A 15,645-nucleotide genomic window follows, 5' to 3' on the forward strand; every position below is an offset into this window, starting at 1 on the left:
TCAGCATGAACGCAGCCGTGCCGACACCGCAGAACGAGCCCCACACGCCGCCGTCGACAGCAGAGGTCCACGCGGCCGATATTCAGGCAGCTCAGGCGAAGATTTCGACGGTGATCGAGCCCACTCCGCTGCAGTACTGCCCGCGCCTGTCGCAGCAGTACGGGCTCGAGGTGTACCTCAAGCGCGAGGACCTGCAGGACGTGCGCTCCTACAAGATCCGCGGCGCCTATTACAACGTCGCCTCGCTCACGGACGAGGAAAGGTCCGCGGGCGTCGTCGCGGCCTCGGCCGGCAACCACGCCCAAGGGGTGGCCTACGCCTGCCGCGCCATGGGCATCGCAGGAAAGATCTTCGTGCCCAAGCCCACCCCGAAGCAAAAGCGCGACCGCATCCTCGTCCACGGCGGGGAGAACATCGAGCTCGTCGTCACGGGTAACACCTTCGACGAGGCGGCCGAGGCCGCGCGTGTCGACGCCACCGAGCGCGGCGCCACCATCATCGAGCCGTTCGACGCCCGCGAGACCGTGATCGGTCAGGGCACCGTCGCCGCCGAGATCCTCGCGCAGCTGACCGGCCTGGGCCGCGAGCTCGACAGCGTCATCGTCCCCGTCGGTGGCGGGGGACTGGCCGCCGGCATCGTCTCCTACCTCGCTGATATGTCCCCGCGCACCTCGGTCGTCGCCGTCGAACCGGCGGGCGCGGCGTCCATGGCGGCGGCGGTGAACAACGGCGGCCCGGTCACGCTGAGCGCCATCGACCCCTTCGTCGACGGCGCCGCCGTCAAGCGCGCCGGGGCGTTTCCCTTCGAGATCATCGAGCGCAACCTCGGGCGGATCCACCTCATCGCCAGCGAAGAGGGCGCGGTGTGTACCGAGATGCTCGCGCTCTACCAGAACGAGGGGATCATCGCCGAGCCCGCCGGCGCCCTCTCCGTCGCCGGACTCAATGGGGTGAAACTCGAGCCGGGCAGCACCGTCGTGTGCGTCATCTCAGGCGGCAACAACGACGTGCTGCGCTACGCGGAAGTCATGGAGCGCTCCCTGGTGCACCGCGGCCTGAAGCACTACTTCCTGGTCAACTTCCCCCAGGAGCCGGGGCAGCTCCGCAGCTTCCTCACCGACATCTTGGGTGCGGACGACGACATCGTCCTGTTCGAGTACCTGAAGAAGAACAACCGCGAGACCGGCGTGGCGCTCGTGGGCGTGGAGCTCAGCCGCGCCAGCGACCTCGACCCGTTGCTCGCCCGGATGGAGGGTTCGCCGATCGAGTGCCGGCGCCTCATGCCGGGCACCGACGAGTACGAGTTCATCGTCGCCAGCTAGGTGCGGCGTGGGGCCTGCGGCTCGATGATCGCGAACTCCCAGGGCCCCAGGGCGGTCTCCTCGGGCCCTACCTGGGGGGCGCTGAAGGAGTACACAAGCTCTCCGCCGACGGGCACGCGCACGGGCGCGTCGCTGAAGTTGGCGGCGAGCAAGATGGTGTCGTAGCGCATGGCCAGCCACTGCTCGCCGTGCTCGACGTGCAGGTCGCGCAGGTCGTCGCGGGCCAGACGGTACTGCTCGCGCAGGCCGATGAGCGCCTGGTACGTCTCAAACATCTCGTCCTGGTCCTCGTCGACGTCCCAGACCAGCTGGGCGCTCTCGAAGGTGCGCACGTCCGCGGGGTCGGGCACGTCCTCTGGGCGCCAGCCGAGGCGCGAGAACTCCTCGAAACGCCCGTGGCGTGTCAGGCGGTTGAGCTCGTCGCTGGTGTGGGAGACGAAGAAGGGGAAGGGTGTGCGGGCGGCGAACTCCTCGCCCATGAACAGCATCGGGGTGAACGGGGAGAACAACACGACCGCGGCTTTGAGCGCGAGCTGCGTTGGCGTGAGGTTCTGGGAGGGCCGGTCGCCCTTCGCACGGTTTCCGGTCTGGTCGTGCGTCGTGGTGTAGGCAATCAGGCGCCACGGTGCGACGGCGCCCATATCGAGGGGGCGGCCGTGGTGGCGCCGCCGGTAGATGGAGTAATCGCCGCGAAAGCGGTAGCCGTGGGAGAGGGTGTCGGCGAGGATCTCGATGGTGCCGTAGTCGACGTAGTAGGCGCCGCGTTCCCCGCTGACGAGCGTGTGGATGCTGTGGTGGACGTCGTCGACCCACTGGGCGCTTAAGCCGTAGCCGCCGACGGACTCGTCGTTGATAATCCGCGGGTCGTTGAGGTCCGACTCGCCGATAATGATGCGCGGCACCCCGGTGTCGGCGGCGACGCTGTCGGCGACGGCGCGAATCTCCTCCATGATGGAGTAGGCGAGGCGGTCGTCGTAGGAGTGGATCGCGTCGAGGCGCAGGCCGTCAATGTGGAACTCGTCGAGCCACTGCCGCACGGCGTCGAGGATGTAGGCGCGCACCTCGTCCGAGCCCGGGCCGGAGATGTTGACCACGTCGCCCCAGCCGGTGTTTCCGCTGGTGGTGTACGGTCCGAACAACCCGTTGTAGTTGCCGTCCGGGCCGAAATGGTTGTACACGACGTCGAGAAAAACAGCGAGCCCCGCGTTGTGGGCGGCGTCCACGAGCTTTTTCAGCCCGGTCGGCCCGCCGTAGGAATGCTGCACGGCGAACCAATCGACGCCGTCGTACCCCCAGTTCCGGGTGCCGCCGAAGGGCTGCACCGGCATGATCTCGATGGCCGTGACGCCGAGAGAGACGAGGTAGTCCAGCTTCTCCGCCACCCCGGCGAAGCTCCCGGCTGCGGTGAATGTGCCGACGTGCAGCTCGTAGATCACCTGTCCGCGCAGCTCGCGCCCGCGCCACGCGTCGTCGCTCCATGCGAAGTCGGTCGGCACGACCTCCGAAGGGCCGTGCACACCCTCCGGCTGCGCCCGCGAACGCGGGTCGGGCAAGGGTTTGGTCCAGTTGGTGCCGTCGAAAAGGACGAAGCTGTAGCGCTGGCCGGCCGTCGGCGTGATGTCCGCGGGCTCCGCGTACCACCAACCCTCGCGCGCGTCGTCGCGCACCATGCCGAACTCCGCGCCGTCGACAGTGATGCGCGCCTGATGCGCGTAGGGGGCCCAGATCTCGAATCTCGCGGGGGTAGACATAGCCTCCACGTTACTGCCCCGCCGGTAGAGTTCTTGGACACCATGACAGACACCTTCACGCCCTACGAGCTGCCCCGCCCCGGGCAGGTGGTCGAGCACGAGATCGAGATCAAGCGCTCGCGCTTTATCACCCGCATCGCCCGCGCCCAGAACGAGGACGAGGCCCGCGCCGTCATTGCCTCAGCGCGCGAAGACTACCCCGACGCCAGACACCACTGCAGCGCCTACATCTACCGCGTCGAGGGGGCGCAGCCGGTCGAGCGCTCCTCCGACGACGGGGAGCCCGCCGGAACCGCGGGCATCCCCATGCTCGAGACCCTCCGGGGCTCGGGGCTTTTCGACGTCGCGGCGGTGGTCACCCGCTATTTCGGCGGCACGAAGCTCGGCACGGGAGGGCTGGTCAGCGCCTATTCGACGTCGGTAAGCGAGGCCCTCGACATGGTCGAGCGCGTCACCCGGAGCCCGAAACGTCTCGGGCAGGTCGCGCTGCCGCACGCGGACGCGGGGCGGGTGGAAGGCGAGCTGCGCGCCGTCGGAGTCGACGTGATCGACGTGGAATACGCGACGCTCGCGCGCTACACCCTCGCCTTCGCGCCGGAGGACATCGAGCGCGTACGAGAGAAGATCGCCGCGGCGACCCGTGGTAGCGCGGAGCTGAAAGACCCCGACGGGATCACGTACACGTGGGTGGAAGGCTGAGGGGTTAAAATCATGGCCATGACTATGCAGCCGCGCCCGAACAACCCCATCGAACGCCGTAAACAAGCCGTCCGCCGCTACTCACGCAACGCCGCCATCTGGGTCGGCGGTGGCCTCGCGGGCGGCGTCCTGCTGGGGCTGCTCGCCGGCTCGTGGTTCCTGCTGTTCCTCGGTCTCGTCGCCGCCGTCGCGGGCGGGTGGACGAACTACAGCAAGGTGCAGAAGGTCGTCAACCACCGCGACCAGTACTAAACGCCCATGAGCGACGCTGAAGGCAGCGCGGTTCGCATCGACGTCTGGCTGTGGGCCGTGCGCGTGTACAAGACCCGCTCCCAGTCCGCCGAGGCCGTGCGCGCCGGGCACGTCAAGCTCAACGGCCATCCGCCCAAGCCCGCCGCCCAGGTTGTTCCGGGAGACCAGATCCGGGTGTGGAAGGACCACCGCTACCTCGAGTTCGAGGTCACGGGCACGCCCAAAAAGCGCGTCGGGGCTCCCGTGGCGCGCACGATGTACATCGACCACTCCCCGCCGCCACCGCCGCGTGAAATCCTCGCCTCCCTGCCCACGCGCGACAGGGGTGCCGGGCGCCCGACGAAGAAGGATCGGCGCGCCATCGACCGCCTCCACGGACGCCGCTAAACGCTCCCGGCGGGCGCCTAGTCATGCCGGGACCGCAGCGCCACGAGGCGCGTGGAAAGCCGGTCGCGCCTTTGGTTCGGACGCTTCCCGGCGCTTGCCGTGCGCGCGATGTGATCCTCGCCGAAACGGTTGAGCAGCAGGTCGTCCACGATGCGCACCTGGCCGGGCGCGAACGCGTAGTTCAGGGCGGAACACACGGCGTCGATGTCGGCGTCGTTGGCCACGTCCGCTAGCTGGGCCACGTTGTCCAGGCCGTGCGCGCGCAGCAGCTCGAGAAGGAAGCGGTAGTCCTCCGGGCGGGAGAGGGGAAAACGGGCGCCGACCAGCACCGTGAGCACGCCCGGCAGCGTTTCCGGGGTGAGCTCGGCGTCGACGTCGGTGTCGATCTTGTGCTGCGGATGGGTCACCGCCGAGATCTGGTCGAACTGCTGGTCCGCCAGCTCGATGAGACCAGCGGCGAGGGTGAAGGCGCGGTCGACTTGGGGGTCCGGCGCCGTCCCGCCGGCGCGCTTGTAGCGGATGTCGTGTTCGAACTCGGCCCACGCGTGCTGCAGGACGGTGCGGACTTGCAGCTCGAAAACCGAGCCTTCGTAGGCCCCGAGCCCCTCCGACGTGGAGAGCACCCGCACGACCACATGGTGTGAGCCGTAGCCGAAGCCGCCGGCGATGCGGGTTTCTTGGGCCTTGTCCACGCTGCGCAGCACCTCGAACTGGTCGGCGACGAGGTCGAGGACGGTGGGAATCTCCGTGGAGTGCAGCACGGTGACGCGGGCGCCGATGAGGTCCCGGATGTCGTGCCACGGGTCGGGGTAGGCCGGGGCGCCATCGCGGAGAATACGCGCCTTCGCTTTCATCGAGGGCCACGACTTGATGCGCACGTCGACGCGATCGAAGTTGACCCCGGCGTCGGCGAGCAGCTCAGACAGCGCCTGCTGGAAGGCGAGATCAATCCCGGGGTGGGTGTCCAGCCAGTGAAAATAGGTCGAGCCGAGTCTCGCGATCACCGCGTCGGGGACACCCGTGGGTTTCTGTTTCGCGTTCATACCGGCGGGGCCCTACAGCGAGTTGGAGACGAGCAACGCGGCGGGCAAGGTGGCGAAGATCTCGGCGGCGCGCGCCTCTGCCTCGAAGGTGCGCCCGCTGAGCCGGTCAGTCCACTGTCCGCCCGGCAGCGTGACGGTGGTGTCGCCCCACCCGCCGCGCCGCGCGAGCTGCAGAGGGTAGCGGGTGGCCAAAGCGATGACGCTGACCTCGTCCTCCCCGCGCGCGGTGCCGACGAGGTGGGCCTCGGCGTCCCCGACGGCGAAGACGGGCTGGTGCCCGCCCGCAAGGAACGCGTCTGGGTACTCGCGGCGCAGCGTGAGGGCGTGGTGCACCACGTGTTGCTTCGCCCGGTTGATGTGCTCCGCGAGGTGCGGGTAGGTGCCGTCGCCGGCGGGTTCGCCGAGCTCGAGCGGTTGCTCGAGGCTCTGGGCTCGGTTGGTGAAGTCCACGAAGCGGCGGTTGTCCGGGTCGACGAGGGAGAGATCGAAAAACTCTTGGCCCTGGTAGGTGTCGGGGATGCCCGGGCCGATCAGCTGAAGCAGCTTCCGCCCCAGCGAGACCTGGACCGCGCCGCGGTGCAGGCTGGCAGCGAAGTCCGTGATCAGCCCCGTCGCCGGCCCGTTGAGGAGGGCGTCCACCCAGTCGGTCACGGCCTTTTCGTAGGAGGCGTCCTGGTCAAACCACGTGGTGGTAGTCCCGGCCTCGCGGCTGGCCTTCACCGCGTATCCGTGGAGCCTCTCGCGCAGGGAGGGGGTCACCTCGCCGTCGTGCGGCCACACGCCGAGGAGGTTTTGCAGCAGGAAGTGGCCGGCGCGCGTGTCGGGGGCGGGGACGATCGCCCCCACCTGGCGGACGAGCTCGGCGAACTCGTTCGGCAGCTCCGTGATTTCGATGATGCGCGCGCGTGTGTCCTCGGTGCGTTTCGTGTCGTGCGTTGTCAGCGTCGTCATCGCACGCGGCCACAGCCTCGCGCGCTCCTGTTGCAGCAGGTGGAACTCGGCCGGGGAGACCCCGAAACGTCCGGGCGCCCCGCCGACTTCCTGCAGGGCGACAAGCCGGGCCGCCCGGTAAAACAGCGTGTCCTCTACGCCCTTCGCCATCACGGCGCCGCACACCTGGGCGAAACGCGTCGCCGCCTCGCCGTTGGCGACGAGCGCGGCCGAGATCACGTCGAGGGCATCGCTTCTCGAGGGGAAACGCCGCGCCATCTCCGCCATGACCGTCGAGGTCACCCGCGACATGGACAGGTAATCGGCGCGGTACACCGGGATGGCCGCCACCAGTTCGATGACGACCCACGTGAGCTCCTCGTCGGACACCGTGGACCCGGCGGTGGAGAAGTTGTCGCGCCGGATTGCGCGCGTCAGGCGGCGAATCTCCGCGCCCAGCTCGCTGCGTGCCACGTCGCGCTTGAGCTGGTGCTCCGCCGCGTCGATGGCCCGGTCGTCCCACGTCGAGCCCGTCTGCTGCAGCGACAGCATGCTCAGCGCGTCCTCGGCGGAGCGGTCGACGAAGATGCCGTCGAGTTCGCGCAGCGCGTCGTAGCCCGTCGTTCCGTCGACGGCGAGACGAGGATCCAACGGTTCGTGCACCCCGAGGATCTTTTCCACCACGAGCCAGCGGTTCTCGCCGACGAGGTCGCGCAGGCGGGTGAGGTACGCGAAAGGCTCGGCGAGGCCATCGGGGTGGTCGACGCGGATGCCGTCGATAAGCTCCTCCGCGATGAGCTGGCGGAGCACGCGGTGGGTGTGCTCGAAGACGAGCGGGTCCTCTTGGCGCACCCCGGCGAGCCCGTTGACGGAGAAGAAGCGGCGGTAGGAGATCACGCCGTCGCGCCAGTACATCAGGCGGTAGTGCTGACGCTCGTAGACGGCGCGGGGGTCGTCGTCGAGCCCGTCGTAGGTGCCGGGGGCTAGCGGGAAGTAGTTGTCGTAGTAGGCGAGGACGTCCTCGTCGATCTCGTCGAGGTGGGCCAGCCGGATCTTATCTTCGTCGCCCTCGCTGCCCAGCACCGGCAGCCCGAGCTTGCCGCCGGCGCCGTTGTCCTCGTGCCAGTCGATGTCGAAGTACATCTCGTACTCCGACTCCCGTCCGTTTTTGAGGACGTCCCACCACCACGTGTTCAGGTGGGGGGTGTCCACGCCGAGGTGGTTCGGCACGATGTCGAGGATGATGCCCAGTCCCGCATCGTGGGCGCGCGCCGCGAGCTCGCGTAGCCCCTCGATCCCGCCGAGCTCCGGGTTGACCAGCGTCGGGTCGGTGACGTCGTAGTTGTGGTTCGACTCCTTGACCGCGGTGAAGATCGGGGAGAGGTAGAGGTGCGAGACCCCCAGGTCACCGAGGTAGTCGACGACCTGTGTGGCCTCCGCGAAGCCGAAGCGACGCCCGGCCGGGTCAGCGTGGGGTCCCCGTAGCTGCAGGCGGTAGGTTGAGGTGATCGGGCGGCGCATGGCGGACTCCTCCGTTTCCCTTCGTCGGACGTTCTATACCTATGCAACCCTAGTTAATTGCGGCGCCACCGGTGCCGCCAGCAGTGGGAAGCCCAGTGAGTAGCGGGTACACACGGCAGCCGGGGGAACGGTAGGCAGGTCGAGCAGGCGGCGCAGATCGGCGTCGGCGGCGTCAACAACGAACAGGTCCCGGCAGTCGCGGGTGAGGTACGCCAAACCGTGCTGAGGGCGCAGCACGTGCGTGAAGTGCGCGTCAAGCGGCGCGAACAGCCGGGGGTGTGCTAGCCAGCTCGCGGCGTCGCCGCGGACCTCAACGCCCGGGGGCGCGTCCGGGCCCAGGGTAGCGCGCGCGTCGCGCACCCAGAACCTCAGCGCGTTGCCGCTGATGGCGTCGGAGGTGGCGAGACGGTGCGCGGCGGCGGCGTTCCACGCCTGGTGCACCGTCAGACCCGCCGCCCCGACGTGCTGGTGTGTGGCGGGGGCGCCGGCGGGGTCCTCGCCGCGCGCGAGGACACAGATCAGGCCGGGGGAAAGGGTGATCGAGGCGGTCGACGAGGCAAAGCCCGGGTCCCCGAAGGGGGCGCCGGGGCGCGCGCGGCGCGCCAGCCGCGGGATGAAGCCGGTGGATGTTGTGCAAAGGGCCATACCCGTGTTAGACGTCGCCGCGGGGGCCCTGGTTCCCGGGGCGCGGGAACCTAGTCGAGCCCGAGGGCGTCGAAAAGCTTCGACGCGGGCCAAATGTCGATGTCCTGGCCCTTGTCCTGCAGCTCGCGGGCGCGCTTTTCTTTCGAGGTCATCGTAGTCCACTCGCCGGCGACCAGGATGGTGGTTTTCTTGGTCACGTTTTTTCCCACGCTCGCGCCCTGGGCGGCGATGGACTCCCACAAGGAGCCTTTGTCGTAGGGCTCGAACTCGCCGGTCAGGGTGACGTTGTGGCCGTACAGCGGCGAGGAGGGGTCGGCGTCGGCGTTCGGGTCGGGCACCGTGTCCGGGGTGGCCACGGACTGCCAGGGCGCCGGCTGGCGGCGCCCAGCGTCGCGGGGGCCTCCCGCGTCGGGCTCGCCGGCGTCGCTTTGGTTGCTGCCCCGCGGGCTCGCGGCAGCGGCGGCGACCGCGCTCGGGGAGTTCCCGCGGGCGGCCTCGGCCTGCAAGGAGCGGGCGGCGCCGGAGCGGTCGCGCAGCACGGGCGTGACTCGCTCGGGGGTGACGGCGCCAAGCGCGAAACCGGCATCGTGGACCAGGCTCATCAACGAGCCAGTGTGGCCTGCCTCGCGGGCAAGCTCGACCATGATGCCGGCGCACGCGGCGGCGTCGGCGCAGGCGTCGTGGTGGTCGTCGAGCCGCACCCCGAAGTGCTCCGCGAGTGTGGGCAGCTTGTGGTTGGCAACGTCGAGGCGCGCGGCGCGGCTGTGGGCGAGGGTGCAGGCGAACAGGAGGGTGGGCACCTCGCGCTCGGAGGCCAGGCACGCCTCACGCAGCGCGGTGGCGTCGAACTGCGCGTTGTGGGCGACGACGGGAAGGTCGCCGACGAAGTCAACGAGCTCGTCGACGCGTTGCGCCACCGAGGGCTGGCCGACGACGTCCTCGGCGCTAATGCCGTGGATGGAGACGTTGAAGGGGTCGAACTCGGCGTAGGACTCAGGCGGGGTGCACAGCCAGCTGGCGCGGTCGACCTCCTCGCCGTCGACGATTTTGACGAGGCCGATCTGGCAGATGGAGCCCCACCGCTGGTTCGCCGTCTCCACGTCGAAGCCGACGAAGTCAAGTCCGGGGACGCCAGCCCCGCCCGTCGGCGTTGCGTGCTCGGGGGCCTCGCCTCGGCGCGCGGCACGGAGCAAATCAAGCAGGCTGGTCGGTCCGGCCTCGTCGCCGGGGGAGAAGGCGATGCGCAACGCGCCCGTGGGCAGGGTGAGCTCGACGACGCCGCAGTCCCAGGCATCCGCGTCGCGGGCGACCCCGGCATGTGAGATGTCGCTGATAGGCACGCTGCGTTCCTCGGTGCTGCCCGTAAGCGCCGCCTCAAGCGGGGTGGGTGCGATGACGAGGGCGGAGTTTGTCACCGACAGGGTCGCGCCGTGGGCGGGTATCACGTGTGTTGCTCCTGAACGTTGGAACGGAAAATGGGGGTAATGGGGTGCCTCGTATGCTACTCCTCGGCAGCGTCCTCCCCGTCGTCGAAGATGGGGCCCTCGATCTGCTTGAGCACCACCGTCGAGCGGGCGGGCACGATCTTGCTGCCGCCAGCTGGGAGGTTTTCTTTCTCCGCGGGGTAGCCCAGCGGTTTGGTGGTGTCGATGAGCACCTCCCACATGGCTCCGAGCGTCTGGTCGGGCAGGGTGAACTCGATGTCCTCGAAGTGGGCGTTGAACATGAGGATGAAGGAGTCGTCGGAGATGCGCTGCCCGCGGCGGTCCGCTTCCGTGATGGCTTCGCCGTTGAGGTAGGTCATGAGCGCCTTGCCGAAGGCGAAGTCCCAGTCCTCTTGGGTCATCAGCTTGCCGGAGGGCACCAGCCACGCGATCTCGCGTCCGCGCACGTCGGAGCCGAGCGCGCCGCCCGCGAGGAAGCGGCGGCGGCGGAAGACAGGGTGCTGCTTGCGGATGGCGATGAGCCTGCGGGTGAAGTCGTGCAGCTCATCGGCGACGTCGAGGTGGTCCCAGTTCATCCACGCCAGCTCGTTGTCCTGGCAATAGACGTTGTTGTTGCCGTTTTGGGTACGAGCGAACTCGTCGCCGTGCGCGATCATCGGCGTGCCCTGGGACAGGAGGAGGGTGGTGAGGAAGTTGCGGCGCTGCTGAGCGCGCAGCTGCAGGATCTCCGGATCGTCGGTGGGGCCCTCGACGCCGCAGTTCCACGAGCGGTTGTGGCTCTCGCCGTCGTTGTTGTCTTCTCCGTTGGCCTCGTTGTGCTTGTCGTTGTAGGAAACGAGGTCGTTGAGCGTGAAACCGTCGTGGGCGGTGATGAAGTTGATCGAGGCGGTTGGCCGACGCCCGTTGTGCTGGTAGAGGTCGGAGGACCCGGTCAGGCGGGATGCGAATTCGCCGAGGGTGGAGGGCTCGCCACGCCAGAAGTCGCGGACGGTGTCGCGGTACTTGCCGTTCCATTCGCTCCACAGCGCCGGGAAATTGCCCACCTGGTAGCCGTTCTCGCCGACGTCCCAGGGCTCGGCGATGAGCTTGACTTGGGAGACGACGGGGTCTTGCTGGCACAGGTCGAAAAAGGTGGCGAGGCGGTCGACGTCGGAGAACTCGCGCGCGAGCGTCGAGGCGAGGTCGAAGCGGAAGCCGTCGACGTGCATCTCGGTCACCCAGTACCGTAGAGAGTCCATGATGAGCTGCAGCGAGTGCGGGTCGCGCACGTTGAGGGAGTTTCCGGTGCCGGTGTAGTCCATGTAATGGAACTTGCTGCCCTCGACCAGCCGGTAGTAGGACTCGTTGTCGATGCCGCGGAAGGCGATCGTCGGCCCGAGGTGGTTGCCCTCGGCGGTGTGGTTGTACACGACGTCCAGGATGATCTCGATGCCTGCCTCGTGGTAGGCGCGGACCATCCCCTTGAACTCGGAGACGGCGTCGCCGGGGGTGTTCGACGAGGCGTAGTTGTTCTCCGGGGCGAAGAACCCGAAGGTGTTGTAGCCCCAGTAGTTGCGCAGCCCCAAGTCGCGCAGCCGGTCGTCTTGGAGGAACTGGTGGACGGGTAGGAGCTCGACCGAGGTCACGCCGAGGTCGGTGAGGTAGTCAATCATCGCGGGGTGCGCCATGCCCGCGTAGGTGCCGCGCAGGGACTCCGGGATGTCCGGGTGCGTCTGCGTCATGCCTTTGACGTGGCATTCGTAAATGATCGTTTCCTCGTCCGGGATGTTCGGGTTGCGGTCGTCGCCCCAGTCGAAGAAGGGGTTGATGACCACAGACAGCATCGTGTGGCCGAGGGAGTCGTCCTCGTTGCGGCCGGTGCCGGGTTCGTCGGCGTGGATGTCGTAGGAGAACAGGGAGGGGTGTTGGTCGAACTCCCCGTCAAAGGCGCGCGCGTAGGGGTCGACGAGGAGCTTTGAGGGATCGCAGCGCTTCCCGTTGTGCGGGTCCCACGCGCCGTGGACGCGGTAGCCGTAGCGCTGGCCGGGGGTCACCCCCGGCAGGTAGGCGTGCCAGACGAAGTTGTCCACCTCTTCGAGAGGGACTCGGGTTTCTGCGCCATCGTCGTCGATGAGGCACAGCTCGACCTTCTCCGCGACGGAGGAAAAGAGGGCAAAGTTGGTCCCCGCGCCGTCGTAGGTCGATCCAAGGGGGTAGGAGGACCCGGGCCAGACGGTGTATGTGGACGTCGAATCCGGTGCGGCGTTGAGGTCAGTCATGGGGGTTTATCGTATCGGAAATTTGCTCGGGGGCGACTCTCATGCCGGCGAGCAGCAGCTCGACAGCTCGGTCGACGTCGGCCCCCGCATCGCGGGGCCGCGCCACCTCGGTCCCGCCGGTCGCCTGCGCCAGCTGCTCCGCTGATTGGTGCACGTAGGCAGCGCCCAGCGTCAGGTACAGCAACCCGTCGGCCGCGGCGTGGGCATCGCGTGTCGACGCCCCGCCGGCCGCCGTGTCACCCGAGCCTGCGACCGCCTCCCGTATCAGCCGCGCCAAACGACGTGCCACCGGCGAGTCGGGCTGGGAGACGGCCGTGATGACGACCTCTGCGCCGTCGCGGTGGCGCAGCAGCGCCGCGCGCAGGCGGGCGCAGGCGATGTCGGGCGCGGGTGGTGGGGCGTCGACAAGCGGCGCGATGATGAGGGCTGCGAGGTCGGAGATGAGCTCCTGCTTGTTCTCGATGTGCCAGTACAGAGCACCTGGGGCGACGCCGAGGGAGGAGGCGACGCGGCGCATCGAGACGTCGGCAAGCCCGTACTCGTCGAGGATGGAAAGGGCGGCCGCGCTGATCGCGCCCCGGGAAAGCTGCATGGTGCTCGACCTTAATGCAGCACGGCAGCCGCGGACCGAGGACGCGTCACCCCTTTCCTTACAGGGAATGTCCAGCTGATTAGTAAGCGCAGGTCACGGGCTGGCCAGTTTCGGGATGTTGACTGATCCCGTTATCAACGCCTGTTGCCGACGAAAATCTTCAAAGGAGATGTGCCGTGTTGCTTTCTGTCCCTGCCTCCCGCGCCGCCGCTGCGGTCTCGGTTGCCGCGCTTGCCGTGAGCCTAGCGGCCTGCGGCGCCGAGGAGGACGAGGCTGCGTCTGGTGGTCTGTCCACCGCGGCCGTGCCCGCGGCCGACTCCGCCGCTGAAACCGCTGCCGAGGACGGCGCTGACGCTCCCGACGAGGGGAAGGACGGCGAGAAGGAAAAGAAGGACGGCGAGGGTGCACAGCAGCCGCAGGAAGGCGGCGGGCAGAACGCCGCCGCTGGCGCGCCGCCGACGCTGGAGATCCCCTTCGGGGATGGCACCGTGTCCGTGCCGGTCCACGAACCTCTCGCAGACGGTAACCCCGGCGGTGACGCTGACCGAGAAGACATCGAGCGGACCATGTACGCGGCGTTGAACCCGGAAAGCCCCGACAAGTGGACGCGCGTGCTTTTGGAGAACTCGTGCCGCAAGGTCACCGATCAGGTCAACTCCGAGCTCAACAAGTCGGGCCTGACCCTCGACCAGGTCGAGGCGGCCGCGCGCATGCAGCAGCAGGCGGGAGAGGGCATCCAGCTGCCGAAGTCCGAGGTGTCGGTCAAGGATGTGCGCGTGAACGGGAACCGCGCGTCCGCGGAGGTCACGGCGACAAGCGCCAATGGATCCGAGACCCAGACCCAGATCTTCGAGCGCGAGGACGGGCGCTGGAAGCTGTGCAACTAGCCGCCCGCGCGGCCCGCCCCATGACCGTGGGGGCGGGCCTTCTCGTGTTCGCACTCGTCGTCGGCGCCGTGGTGGGCGCCCTCTGGGGAGTGCTGCGCCCCGCCTACGAGGTGGTGGTGCGAGACGGCGGCGCCCTCGTCGATCAGGCGCTCAGCCCCGCTAACGTCGAGTTTTCCTCATTCGGGTGGTTCGTGATCCTGAGCGCGGTCCTCGGGCTGGTGGTGGCGCTTGTCGCCTACGCCCGCCTGGGCGGAGCGGTCTCACTCGCCATGATGGCGTGGGTGGTCGTGGCGGCCGCCGCAGGAGCTTTCGCGGTGCACACCTTCGGGTCATGGTCCGCGGGACTGTTCTCCGGTATGCCCAGCCACGACGCGCTCGTTGATGGGGCCCGTTTCCAGCTCGTGCCGCCCCTGCACCCCGGGGTCGCGTGGTTGTGTGCGCCCTTCGTCGCGGCGCTGGTGTATTGGCTGCTGGCGCTGGTCACCCCGGTGCCGCGGGCGGCCGAGCCCCCCGCTCCAGCCCCGGCCGCAGAGTCCTCCCCAGCGGCGGCGGCTGGTTAAAACCTCACGCCCCGCGCGATGCCGCCGATGGCACAAGCGGTAGCTAGGGCCAGTCGACGGCGCTCGTGCCGTGGCTCTGCCTGCTGATCACATCAACCGCCCGGAGGATGGACACCAAAGAGGTGCGCACGTAGGTGTGCAGCTGGTCTGAGGTCAGGCCTGCGGTGATGAGGCATGTTGTTTCCACGTGCACGTGCAGATCCGAGCCCGACACGTGGAGGTAGGCCCGCAGCCCGGCGGATTTTTCGTTGATGCCATTGCACATCAGCCACATGGGTAAAAAGTGCATGCGCGCATCCTTGCCGCTGTCCCACATGGCGGTCAGCCGGGCGTAGCTGTTGTCGTCGATGCATGCGCCGAAGGGCACGGCGTTGATGCTGGTGGCCACGATGTCGTCGTCGAGGCGGTCGTAGGTGAAGTTGAGCGAGTCCAACGCCTTCTCGAGTTGGGCGATCCCGACCTCCTGGCAGGTGTGACCGCCGATCGCGCCGCGGGGCGGGGTGTACTCGTCGGGCGCGCTGTCGACGTCGACCTCGCCCCCGCGGGGCAGGTGTCGCGCGGAGGGGTGCTCCCCGACGAGGGCCTCGATGTCCTGGGCGCGCGCGAGCGTCGGGGGCAGCGGGTGGCGGTACTGCTCGGGGAGGAACGTCTCCCGGATGTCGGCGGAAAACGCGAGCATGTCGTCGCGGGCGGCGCAGATGTCGTGGACGAGCTGTTCGTCGCTGAGCCCGTGCTTCACGCGGATCGCTGTGCGCAGATGCGCGGCGAGGTCGCCGGCGTCGGTCAGCCGGTAGGAAGCCGTCGGCCCGAGCCGGTCGTGGTTCCAGGTGTTGATATACCGGGCGAGCGCGGCGCTATGGGCGAAGTCTACCGGAATGCGCTCCTGATAGTCGGCGACGAGCATGAGCGGGGCGGTGTGGCTGACCCAGAGGGTCGCGATGTACGAGCTGGAGGGGACCACGAGACGGTCGGGCTGCTCGAGCGGCTCGAAGCCGAGGCCGCGCAGCGCGTCGGCGACGCGCTCGAGGGTGACTTCGCGGGGGTGTTGTCCGAGGCCGGCGGTGCTGCGGTGAGGGCTGTGACGTCGCCGTGCCATCGATTGCCTCCTTGCTCCGTGCGTTGGAACTCCGTGCGTTTGAGCTCCGTGGATTGGAACTCCGTGCTTTGGAACAGGGCCGAGCCCGCGCTGCCTCCGTGCCAGGACCTGCCGGGGCCAGCCCCCTGAACACGCCCGAGTCTAAGGAAGCCCGCAATAAAGCGCCAAAATTTTCCACTCGGTGTGAGGCCGTGCGGGCCGGTGTGAGGCGCCGCTGGCCCGAACAGCCCCGTGTCGGGCCAGCGGCTTAGAATAGC

The 15,645-nt window shown here is 68.5% G+C and carries 14 protein-coding genes; 6 read left to right on the forward strand and 8 right to left on the reverse strand.

The window, feature by feature from the left end:
- The first annotated feature begins 5 nt into the window (after positions 1-5).
- On the forward strand, positions 6-1,322 hold the full coding sequence (ilvA, locus tag BLT81_RS02855; RefSeq protein ID WP_019193063.1) for a threonine ammonia-lyase IlvA: 1,317 nt from the start codon (positions 6-8) through the stop codon (positions 1,320-1,322).
- Here the strand turns inward: ilvA and treZ are convergent.
- Positions 1,319-3,073: a malto-oligosyltrehalose trehalohydrolase gene (treZ, locus tag BLT81_RS02860; protein WP_019193062.1), complete on the reverse strand. Its 1,755-nt coding sequence runs from the start codon at positions 3,071-3,073 to the stop codon at positions 1,319-1,321. The genes ilvA and treZ overlap by 4 nt on opposite strands.
- A 42-nt stretch (positions 3,074-3,115) precedes the next feature.
- Between treZ and BLT81_RS02865 the strand changes: the two genes are divergently transcribed.
- Genes BLT81_RS02865 through BLT81_RS02875 form a run of 3 tightly spaced genes read left to right on the forward strand, consistent with a single transcriptional unit; the run spans position 3,116 to position 4,411 of the window.
- A complete protein-coding gene (locus tag BLT81_RS02865; RefSeq protein ID WP_040420640.1) occupies positions 3,116-3,772 on the forward strand; it encodes a YigZ family protein in 657 nt (218 codons plus the stop codon).
- An 18-nt stretch (positions 3,773-3,790) separates the two neighbouring features.
- The gene (locus tag BLT81_RS02870) at positions 3,791-4,024 is read left to right on the forward strand and encodes a hypothetical protein (protein WP_040420781.1); all 234 of its coding nucleotides are present in this window, start codon (positions 3,791-3,793) and stop codon (positions 4,022-4,024) included.
- Positions 4,025-4,030: 6 nt separating this feature from the next.
- Entirely contained in the window at positions 4,031-4,411 is a 381-nt protein-coding gene (locus BLT81_RS02875; protein ID WP_019193059.1) for an RNA-binding S4 domain-containing protein, read from the forward strand.
- A 17-nt stretch (positions 4,412-4,428) separates the two neighbouring features.
- Here the strand turns inward: BLT81_RS02875 and BLT81_RS02880 are convergent, their stop codons facing one another.
- The 6 genes from BLT81_RS02880 to BLT81_RS02905 are packed head-to-tail and all read right to left on the reverse strand — an operon-like array spanning position 4,429 to position 12,845.
- Positions 4,429-5,454, reverse strand: coding sequence for a GTP pyrophosphokinase (locus tag BLT81_RS02880; RefSeq protein WP_019193058.1), 1,026 nt, complete (start codon positions 5,452-5,454; stop codon positions 4,429-4,431).
- 12 nt (positions 5,455-5,466) lie between these two features.
- Entirely contained in the window at positions 5,467-7,905 is a 2,439-nt protein-coding gene (gene treY, locus BLT81_RS02885; protein WP_019193057.1) for a malto-oligosyltrehalose synthase, read from the reverse strand.
- A 39-nt stretch (positions 7,906-7,944) separates the two neighbouring features.
- Positions 7,945-8,550, reverse strand: coding sequence for a hypothetical protein (locus BLT81_RS02890; RefSeq protein ID WP_019193056.1), 606 nt, complete (start codon positions 8,548-8,550; stop codon positions 7,945-7,947).
- Positions 8,551-8,600: 50 nt separating this feature from the next.
- Complete coding sequence (locus BLT81_RS02895; RefSeq protein ID WP_019193055.1) at positions 8,601-9,995, reverse strand: exonuclease domain-containing protein; 1,395 nt, start codon at positions 9,993-9,995, stop codon at positions 8,601-8,603.
- Positions 9,996-10,051: 56 nt separating this feature from the next.
- On the reverse strand, positions 10,052-12,253 hold the full coding sequence (glgX, locus tag BLT81_RS02900) for a glycogen debranching protein GlgX (protein ID WP_019193054.1): 2,202 nt from the start codon (positions 12,251-12,253) through the stop codon (positions 10,052-10,054).
- On the reverse strand, positions 12,246-12,845 hold the full coding sequence (locus BLT81_RS02905; RefSeq protein ID WP_019193053.1) for a TetR family transcriptional regulator: 600 nt from the start codon (positions 12,843-12,845) through the stop codon (positions 12,246-12,248). The genes glgX and BLT81_RS02905 overlap by 8 nt, the downstream gene beginning before the upstream one ends.
- Positions 12,846-13,021: 176 nt before the next feature.
- On the opposite strand from BLT81_RS02905, the gene BLT81_RS02910 reads away from it, so the two are divergent.
- Both BLT81_RS02910 and BLT81_RS02915 read left to right on the forward strand, forming a co-directional pair.
- Positions 13,022-13,732, forward strand: a complete 711-nt coding sequence (locus BLT81_RS02910; RefSeq protein WP_019193052.1) for a hypothetical protein — start codon at positions 13,022-13,024, stop codon at positions 13,730-13,732.
- The gene (locus BLT81_RS02915; protein ID WP_155860763.1) at positions 13,723-14,292 is read left to right on the forward strand and encodes a hypothetical protein; all 570 of its coding nucleotides are present in this window, start codon (positions 13,723-13,725) and stop codon (positions 14,290-14,292) included. Before BLT81_RS02910 ends, BLT81_RS02915 begins: the two co-directional genes overlap by 10 nt.
- A 43-nt stretch (positions 14,293-14,335) precedes the next feature.
- Here the strand turns inward: BLT81_RS02915 and BLT81_RS02920 are convergent, their stop codons facing one another.
- A complete protein-coding gene (locus BLT81_RS02920; protein WP_019193050.1) occupies positions 14,336-15,388 on the reverse strand; it encodes a YbjN domain-containing protein in 1,053 nt (350 codons plus the stop codon).
- Positions 15,389-15,645 lie beyond the last annotated feature (257 nt).

Source organism: Corynebacterium timonense (assembly GCF_900105305.1).
Lineage (GTDB): Bacteria > Actinomycetota > Actinomycetes > Mycobacteriales > Mycobacteriaceae > Corynebacterium > Corynebacterium timonense.

Bases quoted from the DNA above. Each gene is read 5' to 3' on its own strand.
- BLT81_RS02890 (WP_019193056.1), bottom strand. From the start codon at position 8,550: ATGGCCCTTTGCACAACATCCACCGGCTTCATCCCGCGGCTGGCGCGC.
- treZ (WP_019193062.1), bottom strand. From the start codon at position 3,073: ATGTCTACCCCCGCGAGATTCGAGATCTGGGCCCCCTACGCGCATCAG.
- BLT81_RS02870 (WP_040420781.1), top strand. From the start codon at position 3,791: ATGACTATGCAGCCGCGCCCGAACAACCCCATCGAACGCCGTAAACAA.
- treY (WP_019193057.1), bottom strand. From the start codon at position 7,905: ATGCGCCGCCCGATCACCTCAACCTACCGCCTGCAGCTACGGGGACCC.
- BLT81_RS02905 (WP_019193053.1), bottom strand. From the start codon at position 12,845: ATGCAGCTTTCCCGGGGCGCGATCAGCGCGGCCGCCCTTTCCATCCTC.
- glgX (WP_019193054.1), bottom strand. From the start codon at position 12,253: ATGACTGACCTCAACGCCGCACCGGATTCGACGTCCACATACACCGTC.
- BLT81_RS02880 (WP_019193058.1), bottom strand. From the start codon at position 5,454: ATGAACGCGAAACAGAAACCCACGGGTGTCCCCGACGCGGTGATCGCG.
- BLT81_RS02920 (WP_019193050.1), bottom strand. From the start codon at position 15,388: ATGGCACGGCGACGTCACAGCCCTCACCGCAGCACCGCCGGCCTCGGA.
- ilvA (WP_019193063.1), top strand. From the start codon at position 6: ATGAACGCAGCCGTGCCGACACCGCAGAACGAGCCCCACACGCCGCCG.
- BLT81_RS02875 (WP_019193059.1), top strand. From the start codon at position 4,031: ATGAGCGACGCTGAAGGCAGCGCGGTTCGCATCGACGTCTGGCTGTGG.
- BLT81_RS02865 (WP_040420640.1), top strand. From the start codon at position 3,116: ATGACAGACACCTTCACGCCCTACGAGCTGCCCCGCCCCGGGCAGGTG.